23 protein-coding genes are annotated in these 18,764 nt (G+C 61.1%); 8 read left to right on the top strand and 15 right to left on the bottom strand.

The features are described 5' to 3' along the window. Positions 1-240: 240 nt before the first annotated feature. On the top strand, positions 241-1,113 hold the full coding sequence (locus tag FHT82_RS22195) for a DUF2092 domain-containing protein (protein ID WP_246698197.1): 873 nt from the start codon (positions 241-243) through the stop codon (positions 1,111-1,113). 50 nt (positions 1,114-1,163) lie between these two features. After that, positions 1,164-1,367, top strand: coding sequence for a hypothetical protein (locus FHT82_RS22190; RefSeq protein WP_246698214.1), 204 nt, complete (start codon positions 1,164-1,166; stop codon positions 1,365-1,367). Between the two features lie 202 nt (positions 1,368-1,569). Here the strand turns inward: FHT82_RS22190 and FHT82_RS22185 are convergent, their stop codons facing one another. Beyond that, positions 1,570-1,791 (bottom strand): hypothetical protein, encoded by a 222-nt coding sequence (locus FHT82_RS22185; protein WP_183735111.1) that lies wholly within the window; start codon positions 1,789-1,791, stop codon positions 1,570-1,572. Here FHT82_RS22185 and FHT82_RS22180 point away from each other — a divergent pair. Together FHT82_RS22180 and FHT82_RS22175 are read left to right on the top strand one after the other, a co-directional pair. Further along, positions 1,715-2,506 carry a hypothetical protein gene (locus tag FHT82_RS22180; RefSeq protein WP_183734837.1) on the top strand — a complete coding sequence of 264 codons (792 nt, stop codon included), beginning with the start codon at positions 1,715-1,717 and terminating at the stop codon, positions 2,504-2,506. The genes FHT82_RS22185 and FHT82_RS22180 overlap by 77 nt on opposite strands. An 11-nt stretch (positions 2,507-2,517) precedes the next feature. After that, positions 2,518-2,907, top strand: a complete 390-nt coding sequence (locus FHT82_RS22175; protein ID WP_183734836.1) for a YkvA family protein — start codon at positions 2,518-2,520, stop codon at positions 2,905-2,907. A gap of 172 nt (positions 2,908-3,079) precedes the next feature. Here the strand turns inward: FHT82_RS22175 and FHT82_RS22170 are convergent, their stop codons facing one another. From FHT82_RS22170 to cax, 5 genes are all read right to left on the bottom strand, one after another. Continuing rightward, the gene (locus tag FHT82_RS22170; RefSeq protein WP_183734835.1) at positions 3,080-3,493 is read right to left on the bottom strand and encodes a GFA family protein; all 414 of its coding nucleotides are present in this window, start codon (positions 3,491-3,493) and stop codon (positions 3,080-3,082) included. Between the two features lie 17 nt (positions 3,494-3,510). Continuing rightward, complete coding sequence (locus tag FHT82_RS22165) at positions 3,511-4,008, bottom strand: SRPBCC domain-containing protein (protein ID WP_183734834.1); 498 nt, start codon at positions 4,006-4,008, stop codon at positions 3,511-3,513. Beyond that, positions 4,005-4,334: a metalloregulator ArsR/SmtB family transcription factor gene (locus FHT82_RS22160; protein ID WP_183734833.1), complete on the bottom strand. Its 330-nt coding sequence runs from the start codon at positions 4,332-4,334 to the stop codon at positions 4,005-4,007. The genes FHT82_RS22165 and FHT82_RS22160 overlap by 4 nt, the downstream gene beginning before the upstream one ends. Positions 4,335-4,424: 90 nt before the next feature. Continuing rightward, positions 4,425-4,763 (bottom strand): potassium channel family protein, encoded by a 339-nt coding sequence (locus FHT82_RS22155; RefSeq protein ID WP_183735093.1) that lies wholly within the window; start codon positions 4,761-4,763, stop codon positions 4,425-4,427. 124 nt (positions 4,764-4,887) lie between these two features. Further along, entirely contained in the window at positions 4,888-6,033 is a 1,146-nt protein-coding gene (cax, locus tag FHT82_RS22150; RefSeq protein ID WP_183734832.1) for a calcium/proton exchanger, read from the bottom strand. A 236-nt stretch (positions 6,034-6,269) separates the two neighbouring features. Here cax and FHT82_RS22145 point away from each other — a divergent pair, with 236 nt between their 5' ends. Further along, the gene (locus FHT82_RS22145; protein WP_183734831.1) at positions 6,270-6,668 is read left to right on the top strand and encodes a cupin domain-containing protein; all 399 of its coding nucleotides are present in this window, start codon (positions 6,270-6,272) and stop codon (positions 6,666-6,668) included. A gap of 53 nt (positions 6,669-6,721) precedes the next feature. Here the strand turns inward: FHT82_RS22145 and FHT82_RS22140 are convergent, their stop codons facing one another. From FHT82_RS22140 to FHT82_RS22115, 6 genes are all read right to left on the bottom strand, one after another. Beyond that, positions 6,722-7,582 (bottom strand): glycerophosphodiester phosphodiesterase family protein, encoded by an 861-nt coding sequence (locus tag FHT82_RS22140; protein WP_183734830.1) that lies wholly within the window; start codon positions 7,580-7,582, stop codon positions 6,722-6,724. 16 nt (positions 7,583-7,598) lie between these two features. Further along, entirely contained in the window at positions 7,599-8,429 is an 831-nt protein-coding gene (locus tag FHT82_RS22135; RefSeq protein WP_183734829.1) for a glycerophosphodiester phosphodiesterase family protein, read from the bottom strand. A gap of 11 nt (positions 8,430-8,440) precedes the next feature. Beyond that, the gene (ugpC, locus tag FHT82_RS22130) at positions 8,441-9,538 is read right to left on the bottom strand and encodes a sn-glycerol-3-phosphate ABC transporter ATP-binding protein UgpC (protein ID WP_183734828.1); all 1,098 of its coding nucleotides are present in this window, start codon (positions 9,536-9,538) and stop codon (positions 8,441-8,443) included. Between the two features lies 1 nt (position 9,539). Beyond that, on the bottom strand, positions 9,540-10,457 hold the full coding sequence (locus tag FHT82_RS22125; RefSeq protein ID WP_183734827.1) for an ABC transporter permease subunit: 918 nt from the start codon (positions 10,455-10,457) through the stop codon (positions 9,540-9,542). 9 nt (positions 10,458-10,466) lie between these two features. Further along, complete coding sequence (locus tag FHT82_RS22120) at positions 10,467-11,357, bottom strand: sugar ABC transporter permease (RefSeq protein ID WP_183734826.1); 891 nt, start codon at positions 11,355-11,357, stop codon at positions 10,467-10,469. Positions 11,358-11,419: 62 nt separating this feature from the next. Beyond that, a complete protein-coding gene (locus tag FHT82_RS22115) occupies positions 11,420-12,730 on the bottom strand; it encodes an extracellular solute-binding protein (protein ID WP_183734825.1) in 1,311 nt (436 codons plus the stop codon). A 191-nt stretch (positions 12,731-12,921) separates the two neighbouring features. Between FHT82_RS22115 and FHT82_RS22110 the strand changes: the two genes are divergently transcribed. Next, the gene (locus tag FHT82_RS22110) at positions 12,922-14,076 is read left to right on the top strand and encodes an ROK family transcriptional regulator (protein ID WP_183734824.1); all 1,155 of its coding nucleotides are present in this window, start codon (positions 12,922-12,924) and stop codon (positions 14,074-14,076) included. Between the two features lie 22 nt (positions 14,077-14,098). On the opposite strand, the gene FHT82_RS22105 is transcribed toward FHT82_RS22110, so the two are convergent. Then, a complete protein-coding gene (locus FHT82_RS22105) occupies positions 14,099-14,488 on the bottom strand; it encodes a GFA family protein (protein WP_183734823.1) in 390 nt (129 codons plus the stop codon). A gap of 256 nt (positions 14,489-14,744) precedes the next feature. Here FHT82_RS22105 and FHT82_RS22100 point away from each other — a divergent pair, with 256 nt between their 5' ends. Continuing rightward, entirely contained in the window at positions 14,745-16,298 is a 1,554-nt protein-coding gene (locus tag FHT82_RS22100; RefSeq protein ID WP_183734822.1) for a methionine--tRNA ligase, read from the top strand. Positions 16,299-16,577: 279 nt separating this feature from the next. Here the strand turns inward: FHT82_RS22100 and FHT82_RS22095 are convergent, their stop codons facing one another. Beyond that, positions 16,578-17,189: a pyridoxamine 5'-phosphate oxidase family protein gene (locus FHT82_RS22095; RefSeq protein ID WP_183734821.1), complete on the bottom strand. Its 612-nt coding sequence runs from the start codon at positions 17,187-17,189 to the stop codon at positions 16,578-16,580. A 48-nt stretch (positions 17,190-17,237) separates the two neighbouring features. Then, positions 17,238-18,188 carry an alpha/beta fold hydrolase gene (locus tag FHT82_RS22090; protein WP_183734820.1) on the bottom strand — a complete coding sequence of 317 codons (951 nt, stop codon included), beginning with the start codon at positions 18,186-18,188 and terminating at the stop codon, positions 17,238-17,240. 45 nt (positions 18,189-18,233) lie between these two features. Here FHT82_RS22090 and FHT82_RS22085 point away from each other — a divergent pair, with 45 nt between their 5' ends. Beyond that, positions 18,234-18,701 carry a MarR family transcriptional regulator gene (locus tag FHT82_RS22085; RefSeq protein WP_183734819.1) on the top strand — a complete coding sequence of 156 codons (468 nt, stop codon included), beginning with the start codon at positions 18,234-18,236 and terminating at the stop codon, positions 18,699-18,701. Positions 18,702-18,764: the final 63 nt, after the last annotated feature.

Below are 18,764 nucleotides of genomic sequence, written 5' to 3'. Positions count from 1 at the left end.
CCCGGCAACATATTCCAGCATGGCGCGAGGCCGAGTTTCTTCTGCTCCCGGCACTCGGCCCGGGATATCGCAGAATAGGCGCAAAGTGCTGACGACTTTGATCTGCGTCAATGACGATGATATCGGGCAAATACATACATTAGAAAATACTTATTTTAATTCCGGTTTACTGCGCTATTCTTTGCTGAGGAGCGGCCCAGCTTCGCGGCGTAGGTACTCACGCCTAGTGTGAAGGTGTAATTGGGCTATTCCTTTAAAGGGGGGACGATGCGGTATTGCAATGGCATCGCAGATAGGCCTTTTCTCACAGAGTTTCTGGGGTTGCGGACGACTCGCAGGGCAATCATAGCCTTGGCCTTGGCAAGCGCAGTAGTCGTGCCGTCGTTTGCGAACGGCGGCAAAGTCGATCCCCAAGTCGATCCCAAAGCCGTTCTCAAGTCGATGTCGGACTATCTGGCAAGGCAGTCGACGATCTCGGCGAAGTTCAACTCGAGCATCGAGGTGATCACGCCGGAACTCGAGAAAATCCAGTTCGACAGTTCGACGACCCTGCAGTTGAAGCGTCCCGACAAACTGAGAGTGGAGCGTGTTGGCGGTTATGCAGCTGTGGAGATGATCTTCGACGGGACCACGCTGACGATCCATGACATCGACAACAAGAAGTATGCGCAGGCGAGCGCCGGCGGGACGATTGATGCCCTGGTCGATCGGATGCGCCATGAGTTCGGCATTGGTGCGCCGGGCGTTGATCTGCTCTTGAGCGATGTCTATGCCGCCTTGAGCGCAGACGTGCTGGCCGCAAAATACATCGGCCAGGGCGTCATCGATGGTGTCGAGTGCGAACACCTCGCCTTCAGGAACAACGAGACCGATTGGCAGCTCTGGGTCAGAACAGGTCCGGAACCGATCCCCTGCAAGATGGTGATCACCAGCAAGACGGTGACCGGCTCGCCGCAATACACGGTCGAGGTCCGGGATTGGAAGCCAGGTGCGGCAATCGGGAATGCGGCGTTTGAATTCAAGGTCGATGGCGCGGGCTCGAAGGTGGAGATCAAGGATCTTTCGGCTCTCGACGAGGTGCCGCCTGCCGCGACAGAAGGAGCGCAACAATGAACATCACGAAAACGATGATCGCCGGCATGGTTGGCCTCAGCGCTCTGGTCATGGCCGACAATGGCTCATTGTCGAATCCCGAGACCTGGGTCGGCAAGGCCGAGGCGCGTATCGGTCGGCCGGCGACGCCGATGAGCTATGCCGGCGTGGCAAGGCGGACGACACGCCGAGCCGTCGCCGTGGGCGCGGCGGCGTCGACCGGCTGCCGGACCGTCTACGATGCCTACGGCCGAGCGGTGACGACCTGTTATTGAGCCGGCTTGATGCTGCATTGATAGGGCAATTGCCTCGAACCCGCCACGCTCACGCGCAGCATGCCTTAGGAACGCTTTACAAGAATGGTGAAGGCGTATCTGCCGACGGCGAGCAGGCGCGTGACTGGTTTCTGGGAGCGGCAAACCAGGGGGCACATGTCGGCTAGGCAAATGCGAACAGAACAGGCGCCGACTGTGGCAATCAAGCCACGGTTACAAAATGCCGCCGGCAACCAAAAATATTAGCAGTCGAAAATATTTGGAAAAATCTGAGGCCTCGATCATGATCGAGGCTGTTGGGGCGGGATTCGGCTTTCATCGCGCGCTGAGCATTTGCGGGGGAAATAATGAAATCTTCTGTCACTCGAACTCTGGCCTGCATCGGAATCTGTTTCATCACCGGCGGTGCCTTGGCCGCGGACATCCAATCCCCGATGACGCCGCAGCTGCAGCCGATAAAGACCGAAAGTGGCTGGACGTTTACATTCGTGCCCTATTTCTGGGCGGCAGGGCTGTCGGGCGACGTTGCCCAGTTCGGACTGCCGGAAGTTCAGGTCGATGCCAGCTTCAGCGACATCCTCGATCACCTCGATTTCGCCGCGATGGCGATGGGGGAAGCCCGTTACGGACCTTACAGCATCTTCGGCGATGTAATCTATTCGAAGATATCAGGTCAGTCGGGCACGCCGAGGGGGATTTTGGCGACTGACGTCGAACTCTCGTCCGAAACCTTCGCAGGCTTGCTTGGTGCCGGTTACTCGGTCTACGAGGACAATGCAGCGCGGCTCGACATTGTCGGCGGCGGGCGCGTGTGGTCCGTCAAAAGCGAACTGTCCTTCAGCGGCGGCTTTCTCGACGGACGTTCTGCCACCGATGAGGCAACCTGGGTCGATGGCATGGCCGGTTTCAAGGGAACCTATTCCATCACCCCGGAAATCTACCTGACCGGTTGGGGACTTATCGGTGCCGGCGGTGCCGACCTTGATTGGGACGTCGCCGCGGCGATCGGCTACAACTTCAACAACACCGTCTCGGCGCTTGCCGGCTACCGCGCACTCGGGGTCGATTACAGCAACGACGGATTCGTCTTCGATGTGGTCCAACAGGGACCCATGCTTGGGCTCAAGGTGAAGTTCTAAGCCGCGCAAGAATGAGCGAATGGCTGACAGCGACAAAACAATGGGCGCGATCCGTGAAACGCGACGTGGTCGCACTCTGGATTGCCGCGCGTGACAGCCGAACGCCTGTTGTGGCCAAAATCGTCGCCGGCGCGGTTGCTGCCTACGCGCTTTCGCCCGTCGATCTCATCCCGGATTTCGTGCCCGTGCTCGGCTATCTCGATGATCTCATCATCGTTCCGTTCGGCATCCTCATCGCCATCCGCCTCATTCCGGAGCCGCTGATGGCGGAATTCCGGGACATGGCCACCCAGCGGGCACAGCGCCCGGTCAGCCGTTCGGGGCTTATCGCGATCATCGTCATCTGGCTGATCGCCGCGGCTTTTTGCATCTGGTCTGCACGGAATCTGTTTCTTCGCTGAGCCGAAATTCGGATGGAGACTGTAGAGTTCCGCTGGTCGCTGGTCCTCGTCTAAAGACTGGCCCCACGATCAGGCAAAAGGGCCAAGCAGCCCACTCGGGCAATTTAGCTGGGCTCAGATCGACGCAAGGATGCGTCAGCTCTATCCCTGAGCCCTCATAGAGGTCTAGCCATCACGCCGGCGGCATTTTCTCGAATTTCGGCACGGCCGGATCGAGGTGGTCCCAAGCATATCCGGCCGCGGTCCAGGACACCAGTTGCGGCTGATAGCGGCTCGGGTCGTCGAGGCTTGCCGGCGTGACGATGAAGACCTCGGGCATGTCGGGAAACGTCATGTAGACGGCCGAACCGCATGTCGGGCAGAAGCCGCGCTGCTTAACGGTTCCGCCCTCGCCGACCGTCTGCCACGAGGATGCCTCTCCCTCGACCTTCACCTCCGCAGCGATAAAGGTCAGATGCGATTGATGCCCGGTGCCGCTGGAGCGCTGACACTGCCGGCACTGGCAATCGACCATGACGGCCGGCTCGCCTGATATCTCGTAGCGGATCGCGCCACAGGCGCAGCCACCGGTATGGGACTTGGTCATGTCGTTCTCCTCTTGAATCAATGCCGTATCCGCGAAGACGCCTCTTCGGCGACGACGGTGTCTAGCCGCTCGACAACCTTCTTCCAGCCCTCGCTCATGTTGCGATAGGCGGTGTCGTTCCTGGGAAGCACGAAGCCGGAATGAACGAGGCGCAGGCGTGTGCCTGTGTCGGTCCTGGCAAGAGTGAAGGTGACGACCGTCTCCAGTTTCGAGCCGTAGCCGTCGGCATTGCTCTCATGGCCCCCCTTCCACGCATAGGACAGCCGCTGGTTCGGTACGACTTCAAGCACCTCGCAATGGATGGTGCCATCCCATTCGCCTGCCGGTTTGGTCTGAAAGGTGAAGCGGTTGCCGGCCACAGGCGCAAATCCATCAGGTGGCATCAACCAGCGGCCGATCAGGTCTCCGCTGGTCAGTGCCTTCCAGATGATGTCAGGCGCATGCGGGAAGACTTCGTCGACCACGATGGCCTGCGTGTCGGAGGCGTGCCTCTCGGGGTGAATGACTTGGTTCATGGGTCGATTTCCTTCAAGAGCTTTCTGAGATCGGTGAAGCGTTCGCGCCAGAAGATGCCGTAATGGCTCATCCAGTCGGCCAGCGGCGCCAGACCGCCGGGCTCGGCGCGGTAATAGACGTTGCGGCCCTCCGGGCGCTCGCTGACGAGACCGGCCTGTTTCAAGGATTTGAGATGCTGGGAGATGGCGCCTTGCGTGACCTTGCTGCCGCGGGTCAGTTCGACCACGGTGATCTCTTCGGAATTGACGATGCGCTCGAACACGGCCCGCCGCGTGGGATCGGCAAGGGCGCGCATGACGGCGGTTATGGTTTCAGCTTCGATCATGGAAAATCCAATAGTGGATGCTGATCAATTAGTCAACACTATTGTATTTGATTACGCATGGAAACCGGATGATGCAATCAGCGTGACGCCTTACGATCTGGTATCGTTGAGATCATCCTGTTCGGTTCGGGCGCGGCCCGCCGCATCGAGCGCCTGCACACTGACGGCGGCAACAAGGCCGGTCAGTATGATGCCGCAAAGGCCGATCGGCACGAACAGGATGCGTGCTATGGTACTCTTCGGCGCAAGATCGCCGTAGCCGATCGTCAGACCGGTGACGAAGGTGAAATACAGGCTCTCACCAATGCCCCAGCCCTCGATCCAGCCGACAACGGCGCCAGCCCCGACCATGACGATCAGCACGCCGGAAAAAATCGGCCAGAGGATGCGGATCTGGTTGAAAAGCGCCGCGAAGAACAGGCGTCTCATCCGTGTACTCGATTGAAATGTCGTACCGATCTTTGTCGTCATGTCCCTGCCATTCCCCTCCTGCAATCCATCGGGCCAATCCATCGGGCATGCGTCCCCAGCCGCCATTCGGCAGGGCGAATGATCAGGACGGACTTGCCGGCGGTAGGACGAACAGGGTGAAAGCGAAAATCCCGTAAAGCGCCAGAGCCATGACCCCCGCATACCAGGCGCCGCGTCCGCCATTGGACAAGAGCGTGGCGGCGAGCGTGGCAACGATCATCATTGTCACCGCGCCGCGCCAGAATTGCAGCGTCATGGGTTCCGGGCCGATGAAATAGCTGACCACCACCAGGAGAGGCGCGACGAAGAGCGCGATCTGGGCCGCACTGCCGAGCGCGATGCCGACGCTGAGATCCAGCCGATCGGCACGCGCCGCCGAAAAGGCCGTCGTCATTTCCGCGGCCGCGCCCACCAGCGCCACGACGATGAAACCGACAAAGGCCGGCGTCATGCCGAGATGTTCGGCGGCAACCTGCACCGATCCGACGAAGATCTCGCTGACCAGCGCCACCAGCAGCGTCACGACAACCAGCAGGACGAGAGCCAGCGTCATTGGCCACGGTTTCTCCTCTTCGCCGCCATGGCTGACGCTGGCGAAAAGCTCCTTGTGGGTGCGCAGCGAAAAGAACATGCCGAGTGCGTAGACGACGATGAGCAGGATCGAAAGCCCGAGGCTCAGCGTCTGCGACACTTCGGGTGCCGGCGGCTGATCCGCTTCGCTGAGCAGCGACGGCACAAGAACCGCGATCGTTGCCAGGAACAGCAAGCTAGCCTGAAAGCGCGCATTGACCCTATTGAATTCCTGAATGTGATGCTTGAGCCCGCCGAGCAGGAAAGAACCGCCGAGCATGAACAGCGTATTGGTGACGATCGCGCCCGCCAGCGACGCCTTGACCAGCAGATATTGCCCCGCCTGCAGGGCCGCCAGCGAAATGACGAGTTCGGTCAGGTTTCCGAGCGTGGCATTGAGCAGTCCGCCGACTGCATCTCCCGTCCTTGCCGCAACCGCCTCGGTCGCCCGGCTCAAGAGAGCGGCCAGCGGCACGATCGCCACGACCGACAGCAGGAACAACAGCGTGTGCGCGTCGGGTGTGAACCGCTCCAGCACAATGACGACAGGCACGAAAACGATGAGCGCAAGAAGGGGCGATTGACGGACCTCGTCCATAATGGCCCTTCCCACTGATGATGACGGCGTAATAGAAGGCCCTTCTGCAGGCTTGCCCATCCCCTTCCCCCTTAAGAGGAGCAACCGATGGCCAATTTTACCACCGTCTCTGGCTGTTGTCGCGCTACGCAAGCATCGGTCGATCGGATGCTTCCGGCCTCGATCTCCCGCCTGCCGCGCAGATACATGGCGATACAAAAAGCCCCGATGGCGGAAACATTTCCAATTCATTCCTCTGCTCAAATGCCCTCGTCGCCCGATCAAGGGGCTCAAGCAACTGACGGAAGGATATGGAAATGAATGCGATCAAGATCGTGGCAATGACTGCCCTGCTCGCTGTCGGCGCAATGCAGCTGGCACCCGCCTATGCCGACCAACCGATTAAGCGCACCGATCTCGTCCATGATGATATCGACGTGCCCGGCCACCAGGCCGTCCAGGTCCGCGTCGATTTCGCCCCCGGCGCCCTTGCGCCGAAGCACCAGCATCCGGGCGAAGAGATCGCCTATGTCATCGAAGGTTCGTTGGAGTATGAGCTCGATGGCCGGAAACCGGTGACACTCAAGGCCGGCCAGTCGCTCTTCATTCCCTCGGGCGTTGCCCACTCGGCAAGGAATGTCGGCATTAGCAAGGCCTCGGAACTGGCGACCTATATCGTCACCAAGGGGTCACCGCTCGTCGTGCCGGTGAAATAGCCCAACGCGGGCCACCTCGTCTTGCGGCGGATGGCCCGCGTGTCGGCAGAGGATCAACCCGCGACGCGGCCTTTAGCTGGATTTCGTGACGATTTCCGGGCCTCGATATAGTGCCGCAGGGCAGCCGGCTCATCGGTCTGGATGGTGCTGATACCGGCATCCATGAGGCGGCCCCAGATGGCGTCGGGATCGGCGAGCGCCCTGGGATCGGTCCATTCGCCGCTGGCAGCCATGTCAAGTGTATTGAACCAGATCGCCATATTGGCATCCCTGAAGAGCTGCTGATTGTTTGCGATGGTCTTGAGATCGTCGAAGCGCAACTCGCACATGAAGGGCTTGAGCTCCGAGAGCAGCGCCAGCCTGTCGCCGACATCGCCAGCCGAAAACTGCGCCATCGCCATGAAGGGCACGCCTTCGATAGTCTGGGCGCGCACCCAGTCGATGTCTGCGCGGTTCATCACGACGGTCTTGAGGTCGACGGAAGATGCGACGCCCATCTCGCGGGCGCAGGCTGCTACCTCCGAAAACAACCCGCGATCCTTCAGATCCAGATCGGCAAAGATACGGCCGCGAATGGCTTCGAAAGCCTGCTTCAGCGTTGGAATGCGCTGGTCGGTGACGGCGCGATTTTCGCCGCCATTGCCTTCGCGCAGCGTGATCGCCTGCAGTTCGGCCATGGTGAAAGTCTCCGCATCGCGGTCGATGCCGGCCATGCGCGAGAGCGTATCGTCATGCATCAGGAAAAGCTCGCCATCGGCGCTCTTGCGCACGTCGATTTCGACGATATCGGCGCCGGCGGCAATGGCGTTCTCGATGGAGGCCAGGCTGTTTTCCGGCGCGCCGTGCCAGGCGCCGCGATGGGCGACGATGGCGCAGGAGCGGTTCGGGTCGGCGATGAAGTCTTTGTAGCTCATGGTCTTTCCTTATGTGTCAGCCGCGACGGCCGGCGAGGTATGATTTCAGTGCGACCGGTTCATCGGTCTGGATAAGCGAGATGCCGGCCTCGATAAGCCGGCCCCAGATGGCGTCAGGATCCGCAATGGCGGCCGCATCGGTGAAGCCGGCAAAGGCGACGGAATCGAGCGTATTGGCCCATAGCTTCATGCCCGTCTCGCCGATACGGGTATGGAGAGCCGAGATATCGTCGATATGGTCGAAGCAGACTTCGCAAACGGGCGGCGCGAGTCGGAACAGGAGATCCAGCTCGGCTGCCGCATGCGTAGCGCCGATCCGTGACTTCGCCATGAACAACATGCCGTGAGGCATGACTGTCTCGCGCACCCAGGCAAGATCCTCTGCAGTGCGAAGACTGCCCCAGATATCCACCTGCGCCTCGACATCAAGGTCGCGGGCACAGGCGATGACCTCGGGGATGACGGCCCGATCCTTGACATCGAGATGCAGGAAGATGCGGTTGCGGGTGAGATCGAAAAGCTCTCGCAGGCTCGCCAGTTTCTCGCCGGTCATCTCATTGCCTTCGCCGCCATCGCGGTTTTTCAGCGTGAGGCTCGCGAGGCGCTCGGAACTCAGCGCCTCCGGCACCGCGTCGATGCCGGCCATGCGCTGAAGCGTCTTGTCATGCAGCAGGAACAGCCCGCCATCGGCGCTGCGGCGCACGTCGATCTCGACGACATCGCAGCCCGCGCGGATCGCCGCTTCGATGGCAGCAAGGCTGTTTTCGGGCGCATCGCGCCAGATGCCGCGATGCGCCACGACCGCACAGTCCCTTTGGGGCGCGCGCACATAGTCAGTGTAGTTCATGGAGGGATCTTTCAATGCTCGGCGAATGCATCCGGAATGGCGCGCCCCGTTTCGCCGTCAAACAGGTGCAACCGGGATCGTGGGAAGGTGAAAGAAAGCTCGGTGGCGGGATGGGTATCGGCGCCGAAGGGTGTGGCGATGCGGATGGAGGTGCCGGCGAGATCGGCAGCCAGTACCGCATGCGAGCCGAGATCCTCGAGATGCCGCAGCCGGCCTTTGATCGCGCCACCCGCTTCGATTGCGATATCCTCGGGGCGAATGCCGAGCTGGAAATTGCCAGCTTTGTGGTATTCAGAAACCGCCTGCCCGTCTGCCAGACGCAGCGCCGAACCGTCTGATGTCACCGGCAGGATATTCATCGGCGGCGCGCCGATGAATTTCGCGACGAAGACCGAAGCCGGGCGATGATAGATCGCCTTCGGCGTATCGAACTGCTCGATGCTGCCCCTGTTGAGGATGAGGATCCGGTCGGCGAGCGTCATCGCCTCGACCTGGTCATGGGTCACGAAAACGGTCGTCGCCCCGATGCGCCGGTGCAGATCGGCGAGCTCGACGCGCATGTCGTGGCGAAGCTGCGCATCGAGATTGGAAAGCGGCTCATCGAAGAGCAGCACGCCGGGCTCGCGCACGATCGCCCGGCCGATCGCCACGCGCTGGCGCTGGCCGCCCGAGAGCTGTCCCGGCTTGCGGTCGAGATAGGCGGCAAGCCCGAGCATGTCGGCGACCGCGCCGACCCGCTGCTGGCGCTCGGCCTTGGGCAGACCGGCGACCCGCAGGCTGTAGGCCATGTTCTGGAATACGGTCATATGCGGATAGAGCGCGTAATTCTGGAAGACCATGGCGCAGCCGCGCTGCTTCGGCTCCAGGCCCTGCACCTCGCGATTGCCGAACAGGATCTTGCCGCCGCTGACGGCCTCGAGCCCAGCGATCATCTGCAGCAGCGTGGATTTCCCGCAACCGGATGGGCCGAGCACGACGGTGAATTCGCCGGCGCGAAGCTCGACATCGAGCGGCGGGATGACGGTCGATCTCGTGTCATACGCCTTGGTGACGCCTGCAAGCGTGATGTTGGTGGCAGCGGTGCGGATGGCGGTATCGATGGCGTTCACGTCATTTCTCCGAAAGAACAAGGCCCTGCACGAGGTAGCGCTGCAAAAGCGCAATCATGACAAGGGGAATGAGCGAGACGACCACGACACCGGCCATGAGCATCGGGAAGTCCGGAACTTCGCCTTCCATGTCGGGCACAAGCCGTGCGAGGCCGACGACCGCCGTCGTCATCTCGGGCTTGGAGGCGGCAACCAGTGGCCAGAGATACTGCGTCCAACCGCTGAGGAAGGTCAGCACGAAGAGGGCTGCAAAACTGCTGCGCGAGATCGGCAACAGGATATGGAAGAGGAAGCGGATCGGCCCTGCCCCATCCATGCGCGCCGCCTTGAAGAGATCCGATGGCAGCGTGCGGAAGAACTGCCGGAACAGGAAGGTGCCGGTGCCATGCGCAACCAGTGGCGCCACGAGGCCGAAATGCGTGTCGAGCACGCTGAGTTCGAGATGAACCGGCGCACCGAACAGGCTTTCGATCAACGCATTGGCGCCGGTCAGATCAAGCAGCGTATTCAGCGGTGAAAAGATGTTCGCCGCCACCTGATAGGTGGTGATGACGCGGATATCGATCGGCAGCATGATCGTCGCCAGGATCACGGCGAAAGCGATTCCTGCCCAGCGGATGCGGAAATAGACGAGCGCATAGGCTGTCAGGAACGACAGCGCGCAGGTGAAGAACGCATCGTAGAGAGCGACCAGCATGCTGTTCAGCATCTGGATCGGGATACGGGTCTCGGTAAAGACGCGCATAACATTGGCGATGAACTGGTCGCCCGGATACCAGGCAAGCCCGTTGCGCAGCAGCAATTCGTGGGGTTGCGATGCATTGGCGAGCGTCAGGTAGAGCGGCCCGAGAATGAAGACGATGCCGACAGCCAGAATGGCGCTGGCGGCGAAATTGAGCGAGCGAGCGTTTTCGATCATGGCTCTCTCCTACCGTTCGTAGTTGACGCTGCGGCCGAGAAGCAGGAATTGCGCAGCGGTGAGAAGGACGACGAAGACCATCAGGATGGCCGTCTGGGTGGAGGCGCCTGACAGGTCGTATCCGCTGAAGCCATCGGTATAGATCTTGTAGACCAGCAGGTTTGTGGAGCCGCCCGGCCCGCCCTTGGTGATCGTATCGATCAGCGCGAAGGCGGATGTGACGCTTTCGGTAAATTCCAGCACCAGCGTCAGGAAAAGCTGCGGCATGATCAGCGGCAGCTGCACATCGAAGATCCGCCGCCAAGGTCCAGCACCATCCATCGCCGCCGCCTGGAACATGGTGCGCGGAATAGACTGCAGGCCGGCGAGCAGGATGACGAAATTGAAGGGAATGCCGCCCCAGACATGCGCGACGATGAGTGTGATGAAGGCATCCGTTCCATCGAGGCCCGGCGCCCAGGCGCCTGGAAAGACATGGTTGATCGGCGCCAGAACACCGACGAAGGGATTGAAGACGAAGGCGAAGACGACGCCGATCGAGGCGCCTGCCACACCCTTCGGCCAGACCAGCACGTTGCGCGCCGTCAGCGACAGGCGGATCTTCCGGTCGGCGGCCACCGCCAGGATCAGCGGCAGAGCGACCGCGAGCGACGAGGCGACCACCATGAAGATGACGGTGCGCCAGCCGGCATTCCAGAATTCCGGATCCGACAGCACGCGGCGGAAATTATCCCAGCCGACGAATTCCGACCCGCCACCGAAGGGCCTTTCCAGGAAAAAGGACCAGTAGAAGGCCTGAATGATCGGCGCATAGAAGAAGATGAGGATCAAGAGCAGCAAGGGGGCGGCCAGCAAAAGCGGCAGCCAGCGATGGCTGAAAAGCGAGGATTCCGACGACATCACGCATGTCCATTTCGAGAAAGGCAGGTGCGGCGCAGGCAGAGCGCCGCACCTGACATGGATCAGGGCAACTTTGCCGTCTTGTAGGTCTGCTCGAAGCGGCGCAGCAGCTCGTCGCCACGCTTCTTGGCGTTATCGAGCGCCACCTGCATGGTCTCAGTTCCTGCGAATGCCTTCTGGGTCTCTTCCATCAGCACCGAGCGGAACTGCACATAGAAGCCGAGGCGGATGCCGCGCGTATCTGCTGTGCCCGGCTCGTTCATGGATTCGATACCGACGGCGGCCGTCGCGTATTTGCGCGAACCGGCGTCACCGCTCTTGGCGATTGCATCGAGTACGTCGGTGGTGACGGGCACGTAGCCGGTGGATGCCGTCATGAACATCTGCTGTTCGGGCTTGCGCAGGAAATCGAGAAAGGCCTTGGCGCCGTCAATCTCGGCCTGCTCATGGCCCTTCATGATGTAGATGGAAGCGCCGCCGACGAAAGTGTTGTGGCGCTCATAACTCTTGTACATCGGCGTCAGGCCGACCGAGAGTTCGTACTTGCCCTCGAAGGCCTTTGCCGAGTCCGTATAGGAGCCGGAGGAGTTTTCCATCATGGCGCATTCGCCGGAATTGAAGGCGGCGGTGTAGTTGCCGGCCTTGGTGTCGCTGGCGATCTTCACCAGGCCTTCCTTGCGCCAGTCGACCAGGTTTTGCAGATGTTTGGCAACGAAGGTGGAGTTGAAGACATATTCGGCGTTCAGGCCATCATAGCCGTTATGTTCGGAAGCGATCGGCAGGCCATGACGGGCGGAGAACTGCTCGAACATCGACCAGGGCTCGCCATTGGTGACATAGGGGCATTCATGGCCGGCAGCCTTCAGCTTGCGGGCGGCCTCGATGATGTCTTCCCAGGCCTTCGGCATCTCGGTAAAGCCGGCTTTTTCAAGCTCCGTCTTGTTGACGTAGAAAAGCAGCGTCGAGGCATTATAGGGCTGCGAATAGAGCTTGCCGCCGGAGGTTTCGTAATAGGAGCGCGCGCCCTTGATGTAATTGTTCCAGTCGACATCCGGCAGCACGTCCTGAACCGGAACGACGGCGTCCGACAGCAAGAGGTCGAGCGTGCCGGCATCGAAGAACTGGATCAGCACCGGATGCTTGTTGGAGCGGTAGGCGGCAATTGCCTTCTGCATGGACACTTCATAGCTGCCCTGCCCGACGCAGGTGACGTGATTGGCCGATTGCGACGCATTGAAGGCGTCGCATTGCGCCAGGATCGCCTTTTCGACGCTTCCCGTATTGCCATACCAGAATTCGAAATTGGCTGCCTGAGCAGAAGAACACGCAGCCGTCAGCAGGGCGGCCGCAGCCACCAGAATGGAAATCTTCATTTTGCCCTCGCCTGAAATGTGAGACCCGCCGGATCGGTGTCCGGATCGTGAACGGCCGGGTTAATACACTTTATGTGTAACAAATGGATGACGAGATCTGGCTTGATTGGACTAGAGAAGCCCGGTATGCAGTCACCAGCGGTTGCCGTCGGTTTCAGTGTTACACTTTTGTAGTATATTCGAGGTGGGTCGTGGCTTATTCTCCAGAACCGTTGATCGCCTCCCGCTTCCGGCGTCCGGGCGAAGAAATCGTCGTCTCCTCGAATGAGCGCAGCCTGCTGAAACTCATCTGGCGCAATCCCGGCCTGTCACGATCCGAGATCACCGGCCATACGGATCTCACACAGCAGTCGGTCCATCGCATCATCGACCAGCTCGTCGAGCGCGGCATCGTTTCGCTGGGGTCTCCCAAGCCCGGCCTCGGCCGCGGCCAGCCGAGCCCCATGCTCAGCCTTAACGGCCGCCACGCCTATTCGGTCGGCATTTCCGTCAATTCCGACGTGGTCGACATCTGCCTGGTGGACCTGTCAGGCAATGTGCTCGGCGAAAGCGACATCTCGCTGAGGGAGCTGGGCATGAACCAGGCGCTGGATCGCGTGCGCGAACGCATTGCCGAACTGCAGCAGTTGAACGGCCTCGATGACGAGACCTTCTTCGGTATCGGCTTCGGCATTGCCGGCGCTCTGATATCGGGGACAAAATACAATGCCTCGATGCCGCTGCATGAATGGTCGCTGATCGAGCTCGGGCCGCTGCTGAGCGATCTCTTCAAAAAGCCCGTCTGGCTGCTGAATGGCGGCAGCGCCGGCGCGGTCGCCGAGGCGATGTTCGGCTGCGGCCGCTTCGTCAAGCACTTCGCCTATCTCAGCTTCAACTACGGCTTTGGTGGCGGCCTGATCAACGACGGCGAACTTCTAGCCGGCGGCAATGGAAATGCCGGCGAATTCTCCGGCATGTATGACGACGAGGAGACGCTGCGCCGCCCGGCCCTGCAGTTGCTCCTGGAGAAGCTCAAGCGCCACAATGTCGACGTGCCGTCGATCCCTTATCTGCGCAAACATTTCGATCCGAAATGGCCGGGTGTAGCGGAATGGGTCGAGGAGGTCACGCCCGCCTACAACCGTCTCGTCAACGCCATCTGGGCGATCTACGACCCACAGGCAATCGTTTTCGGCGGCCAGGTGCCGCCGGGACTGGCACAGATGCTGAGCGAACGCACCGAACTTTTCGGCCGCCCGCGCTACGGCGTACCTCGCCCGCACCCCAAGCTCATCGTGTCAGAGATATCAGGCGACGCCGCCGCCATGGGCTCGGCGATCGTTCCCTTCAAATCGACGTTTTATTGACGACTATGGGCGCGTTCCGAATTTACGGCGCGTGTTCGTTTTCGTCGTAAAGCCGGACGTTCGGGATCGGCGGCAGCCAGGACTCGCGCCTGACAGTCCAGACTTCGACCATCGGCCTGATATTAACAGGCGCCGGATCCAGCGTTCCGAGGAAGACTTCCACCGCATCCTCGAACATGAAGAACAGCCGCGAACCGCAGATCGGGCAAAAGGATCGCTTGTCGTAGATGCTGATCTCGCCGTCCATCTGGAACTTCGAGCGGCGCCAGTTCGCCGTCGCCGAAAAGATCGAGCCGGTCAGTTTCCGGCACTTGGTGCAGTGGCAGAGCCCGGATTGGTACGGCTCGCCTTCGACTTCATACCGGACTGCGCCACACGCACAGCCGCCCGTCCTCACGCTTTCAATCGCCATCGCTTCCTCCGCGCAATCGCATCAGGCCGCCGAGAATAGCCGATATTGCGCTGAAAGCAGCCCGCTTGTCGGATGCGGCTCCAGGTGTTACCAATTCCGCATGGACAGAACCGTGATCAACACGTCAGTGATGATGATGCCGCGCTCATAGCGTGGCGGGTTTCGTGCGTCCATAATGCACCAGCGACCGCCCCCGAGGCGGTCTTTTCATGGGTCGATCCGTCTCGCGGGCAAACAGCCTCGAAAGGATCAACCGATGAACAAGCCGGACACCTATATCACCGCCTCTATCCCCTATGTGAACGCCGCCCCGCATGTGGGCTTTGCGCTGGAACTCGTGCAGGCCGACGCTTATGCGCGCCATTTCCGCCTGCTTGGCCGCAATGTCCGCTTCCAGTGCGGAACCGATGACAACAGCCTGAAGAATGTCCGATCGGCGGAAGCCGCAGGCCTGCCCGTGGCGGATTTCGTCAGCGCCAATGCCGATAGGTTCGAGCGCCTCGGCACGCGGCTCGACATTTCCAACGACGAATTCGTGCGCACCTCCCGCGACCCGCGCCATCTCGCTTGCGTACACGCCTTGTGGAACGCCTGCGCCGACAATGGAGACCTCTATCGCAAGGCCTATGAAGGCCTCTATTGCGTCGGCTGTGAGCAATTCTACGAGGCCGCAGAACTCGTTGACGGCCGATGCCCGGAACATGGCGTCCCCCTCGAACCTGTCAAAGAGGAGAACTGGTTCTTCCGCCTGTCCCCCCATGGTGACCGGATCCTGCAGCTCATCGACAGCGGCGAACTCACGATCGTTCCTGCGCACCGGCGCAACGAGGTGCTGGCCCTTCTGCGGCGGGGCCTTGAGGATATCAGCGTCTCACGCAGCGCCGAGCGGGCGCGCGGCTGGGGCGTTCCCGTCTCTGATGGAGATGAGGTGGTCTATGTCTGGTTCGACGCGCTCGCGAACTATCTGACGGGGCTCGGCTACGGCACCGATCAGACGCTCTTCAAGCGCTACTGGACCGGCGGCGGCGAACGCATCCACGTCGTCGGCAAGGGCATCTCGAAATTCCATGCCATCTATTGGCCGGCGATCCTGCTCTCGGCCGGCTTGCCGCCGCCGTCATCGATATCGGTGCATGGTTATGTCACGGTCGATGGCAGGAAGATCGGCAAATCGGCAGGCAACGGTATCGATCCGGATAGCATCATCGATGCCTACGGCACGCCGGATGCGCTGCGCTACTATCTGCTCCGGCATATCCGCTCGGGCGATGATGGCGACTTCTCCGGCGGGCGTCTCGAAGCCGCATGGTCGGGCGAACTCGGCGGCCAGCTCGGCAATCTCGCCAACCGGGTACTGGCGCTTCTCGCGAGTTCCTTTGGCGGGATCGTTCCGCCACTGCAGGACAGCGATTTCGTGCAGGAGGCAGCTCGTCTTCCCGGGAAGATCGCTGAAGCTTTCGATGCCTATGAGCTGCATGTCGGCCTTGCCGATATCTTCGCCTTTATCGGCGAGGCAAACAGGCGCTTTGCCAAACGCGCACCATGGGCGGATGCGAAGGCGCTGCTGGGCGATCTCACGCCCGCGGAGCGACAGGCAACCGCCGAACGTCTCGGCGCTTGCCTTGCCGAGCAGGTCTATGGGCTGGCGGTCGTCGCTCGCTGCCTCCTGCCCTTCCTGCCCCGCTCGGCTGCGGCGCTGCACGGAAGGCTGGGGATCGAGGTGCCTCGAGTTTATGAGGCGCCGCTTGTCGTCGATGGCCTCAGGACGGCGTCGAATGCTGTGCTGTTTCCGAGGAGGGTGGTGGCCTGACATCGTCTCCTGCATCTCTTGGACACGTCGGGCCTGTCCGAGGACATGGAGATGAGTGGCTGTCCGGCACGTCCCCGGTCTATAGTGTCAAGTATGTAGCCGGTTTGGACGTTGTCAAAACCCCTCCCCACAAGGGAAGGGACTAACCTGGGGCACCGCTTCGCCCCACCCGGGACCTTAAAGATCCGGAAGTAGTCAGGCGCGGCAGGTTAAGCCCCTCCCCTTTGTGGGGAGGGGTCTTTTAATCTATGTCACCACCGGATGATGCGCACCCTCACCTCACCACATCGTCTTGGCAGCGCGCGCCGGCCATTCGCGGTCGTAGGTCTCGTGGTCGAAATCGCCGACCGCATCCTTCAGCATCTGGCCGGGCGTCGGTAGGCTGGCCGGATCGACGAAGTGGTCGGCATTCCACAGCTCGGCGCGCATGACAGCGCGGGCGCACTGGAAATAGACCTCGACGATACTGATGACGGTGACCGTGCGCGGGTGTTTGCCGTCCATCTCGAAACTCGCAAGCAGCGCCTCGTCATTGGAGACGACGCCGCGGCCGTTGATGCGCATGACCGTGTTGGAGCCCGGAATGAGAAACATCAGCGACAGGCGCGGATCGCGCACGATGTTGGAAAGCGAATCGACGCGGTTGTTGCCGCGCCAGTCGGGCAGATGCAGCGTCCTGTCGTCGATAATGCGCACCACGCCGCCGAGATCGCCACGCGGCGAGCAGTCGAGCCCTTCCGGGCCGACGGTCGCAAGCGCCACGAAGGGCGACATCTCGATCATGCCCCGGTAGAGCGGCGTCAGTTCCTTCGTCACCTTGTCGACGGAGGCCTGCGACAGCCCCGCGCCATAGATTTCGTTGAGCTCCTCGATACTGCCGATGATTTTCATGGATATCCCGCCATAGTGCCGGCCGTCTGACCTGCGGCCGGGCGGACGCTACACCGATGCGCGACGCGCCGGAAGCTCAAAAATCGGAATGATCTCAGCATCTTTTTTGATGTCTTCTTCCGCGAGGAAAGCCGCGACTTCGCTCAGCACCGGACCGGCCGACATGATGCGCCGGTGGCCGAAACCGTTGGCCCAGGAGAGCCGCACATGCCCGCCCGAAGCCGCATAACGACGCGCATGGGTAGCACTCACTTCCTTGTCGTCCTCGGCATGGATGACGAGCACCGGCTTGCCGACGTGATTGGCTCGTTTGCCCGCGTCAAAATCCTCGAGTCTCCGACCGGTGATGCGATGCACGACGTCCTCAAGTGCGGCCTGTGCCGCCGGTTTCAGCCGCAGCATCCGGCCGAAATCGGTAAACAGCCACTGCATTTCACTGGGCGAGCCGATCAGTACCAAACGTTCAGCCGAGACGGGCTTCACATCCGGCAGCATGGCCAGGGCCGAAACCATCAGCGCCGCGCCACCGAAGGAATGGCCGATGACCGCATCGAAACGGCCGAAGCGCGCCTCGGCTGCGGCAATCGCCTTCACGGCCAGCGCCATATGCAGGAAGCGCCCACCCGATCGCCCGTGGCCCGGAAAATCGAGCGCAATCACTTCCGCACCCGTAGCCGCCAGCATCGTCACGAGATCGGCCATGTAGGCCATGCCGGAGCCCCAGCCATGGGTGACGAGATAACGCTTGCGCCGGCCGAGCGCTCCGCCATTCAGCCGGTAGACATGCGCCCGCCTGCCCTCGACGCGCAGCAGGAACCGTTCCGCATCGGCAAGCTTGGCGATACCTGCCGCATGCGCGGCCCTCGCCTTCTCGCCCCTGGGCCTGGCGGATGGGGTGCGGCAGAACAGCCGGAAGGCCGCCTCGCCGGCAAGGCGCGGTGAAACGGATTGCATGAGCGAAAATCCGAGGCGGGTGACCTCAAGCGCAAAGTTTGCCATGATGGGAATCCGATAATGTTCAACACTGAACAATAAAGTACAACGATGAACAAAAATCAATCCCTCCCCTGGGATCATCCGCGTTTTAGAAGCTGGATCGCGGTGGCTCGCGCCTGCCAGCTCATGCAGCAATCCTTGGCGCGCGCGTTATCCGATCTGGATATCAAGCCGCCGCATCTCGATATCCTCATCAATCTCTACCGCTTCGAAGGCATTTCGCAGCAGGAACTGGCAAGGAAACTATTGGTCGGCCGCTCGAACATGAGCATGCTCCTGCCGCAGATGGAAAAGCGCGGCCTGATCATCCGCCGCGACGACGAACGCGACAAACGGGTACTACGCCTGCACCTTACGCCGGAGGGTCGCAAGCTGACCGAGGAGGCCATGGCCGTCCAGACGGCCCTTATCGAGCGCACCCTCTCTGCGGAGCCAATCGAACAATGCATGGCAACAGCCGATTCGATGGAGCGCATCATCGGCGTGTTGCTACAGGATTTGAGGGAAGAGGACTGAGACGCGTCTGCTGGCTCGGCTTTTGAATTGCTCGCCGATGCCGTGGTACGATCTTCGCGGTTA

This window comes from Rhizobium sp. BK275, from assembly GCF_014193555.1.
GTDB lineage: Bacteria > Pseudomonadota > Alphaproteobacteria > Rhizobiales > Rhizobiaceae > Rhizobium.
Note: the sequence above shows the minus strand (reverse complement) of the source record. Positions and strands in the feature narration are given on the sequence as shown.

Excerpts from the sequence above, each read along its gene's own strand:
- FHT82_RS22115 (WP_183734825.1), bottom strand. The coding sequence starts at position 12,730 with ATGAAGATTTCCATTCTGGTGGCTGCGGCCGCCCTGCTGACGGCTGCG.
- FHT82_RS22170 (WP_183734835.1), bottom strand. The coding sequence starts at position 3,493 with ATGACCAAGTCCCATACCGGTGGCTGCGCCTGTGGCGCGATCCGCTAC.
- FHT82_RS22155 (WP_183735093.1), bottom strand. The coding sequence starts at position 4,763 with ATGAGACGCCTGTTCTTCGCGGCGCTTTTCAACCAGATCCGCATCCTC.
- FHT82_RS22125 (WP_183734827.1), bottom strand. The coding sequence starts at position 10,457 with ATGATCGAAAACGCTCGCTCGCTCAATTTCGCCGCCAGCGCCATTCTG.
- FHT82_RS22100 (WP_183734822.1), top strand. The coding sequence starts at position 14,745 with ATGAACAAGCCGGACACCTATATCACCGCCTCTATCCCCTATGTGAAC.
- FHT82_RS22090 (WP_183734820.1), bottom strand. The coding sequence starts at position 18,188 with ATGGCAAACTTTGCGCTTGAGGTCACCCGCCTCGGATTTTCGCTCATG.
- FHT82_RS22190 (WP_246698214.1), top strand. The coding sequence starts at position 1,164 with ATGGCCGACAATGGCTCATTGTCGAATCCCGAGACCTGGGTCGGCAAG.
- FHT82_RS22145 (WP_183734831.1), top strand. The coding sequence starts at position 6,270 with ATGAATGCGATCAAGATCGTGGCAATGACTGCCCTGCTCGCTGTCGGC.
- FHT82_RS22085 (WP_183734819.1), top strand. The coding sequence starts at position 18,234 with ATGAACAAAAATCAATCCCTCCCCTGGGATCATCCGCGTTTTAGAAGC.
- cax (WP_183734832.1), bottom strand. The coding sequence starts at position 6,033 with ATGGGCAAGCCTGCAGAAGGGCCTTCTATTACGCCGTCATCATCAGTG.
- FHT82_RS22095 (WP_183734821.1), bottom strand. The coding sequence starts at position 17,189 with ATGAAAATCATCGGCAGTATCGAGGAGCTCAACGAAATCTATGGCGCG.
- FHT82_RS22185 (WP_183735111.1), bottom strand. The coding sequence starts at position 1,791 with ATGTCCGCGGCCAAGGCACCGCCGGTGATGAAACAGATTCCGATGCAG.
- FHT82_RS22140 (WP_183734830.1), bottom strand. The coding sequence starts at position 7,582 with ATGAGCTACAAAGACTTCATCGCCGACCCGAACCGCTCCTGCGCCATC.
- FHT82_RS22105 (WP_183734823.1), bottom strand. The coding sequence starts at position 14,488 with ATGGCGATTGAAAGCGTGAGGACGGGCGGCTGTGCGTGTGGCGCAGTC.
- FHT82_RS22135 (WP_183734829.1), bottom strand. The coding sequence starts at position 8,429 with ATGAACTACACTGACTATGTGCGCGCGCCCCAAAGGGACTGTGCGGTC.
- FHT82_RS22165 (WP_183734834.1), bottom strand. The coding sequence starts at position 4,008 with ATGAACCAAGTCATTCACCCCGAGAGGCACGCCTCCGACACGCAGGCC.
- FHT82_RS22160 (WP_183734833.1), bottom strand. The coding sequence starts at position 4,334 with ATGATCGAAGCTGAAACCATAACCGCCGTCATGCGCGCCCTTGCCGAT.
- FHT82_RS22120 (WP_183734826.1), bottom strand. The coding sequence starts at position 11,357 with ATGTCGTCGGAATCCTCGCTTTTCAGCCATCGCTGGCTGCCGCTTTTG.
- FHT82_RS22180 (WP_183734837.1), top strand. The coding sequence starts at position 1,715 with ATGAAATCTTCTGTCACTCGAACTCTGGCCTGCATCGGAATCTGTTTC.
- FHT82_RS22175 (WP_183734836.1), top strand. The coding sequence starts at position 2,518 with ATGAGCGAATGGCTGACAGCGACAAAACAATGGGCGCGATCCGTGAAA.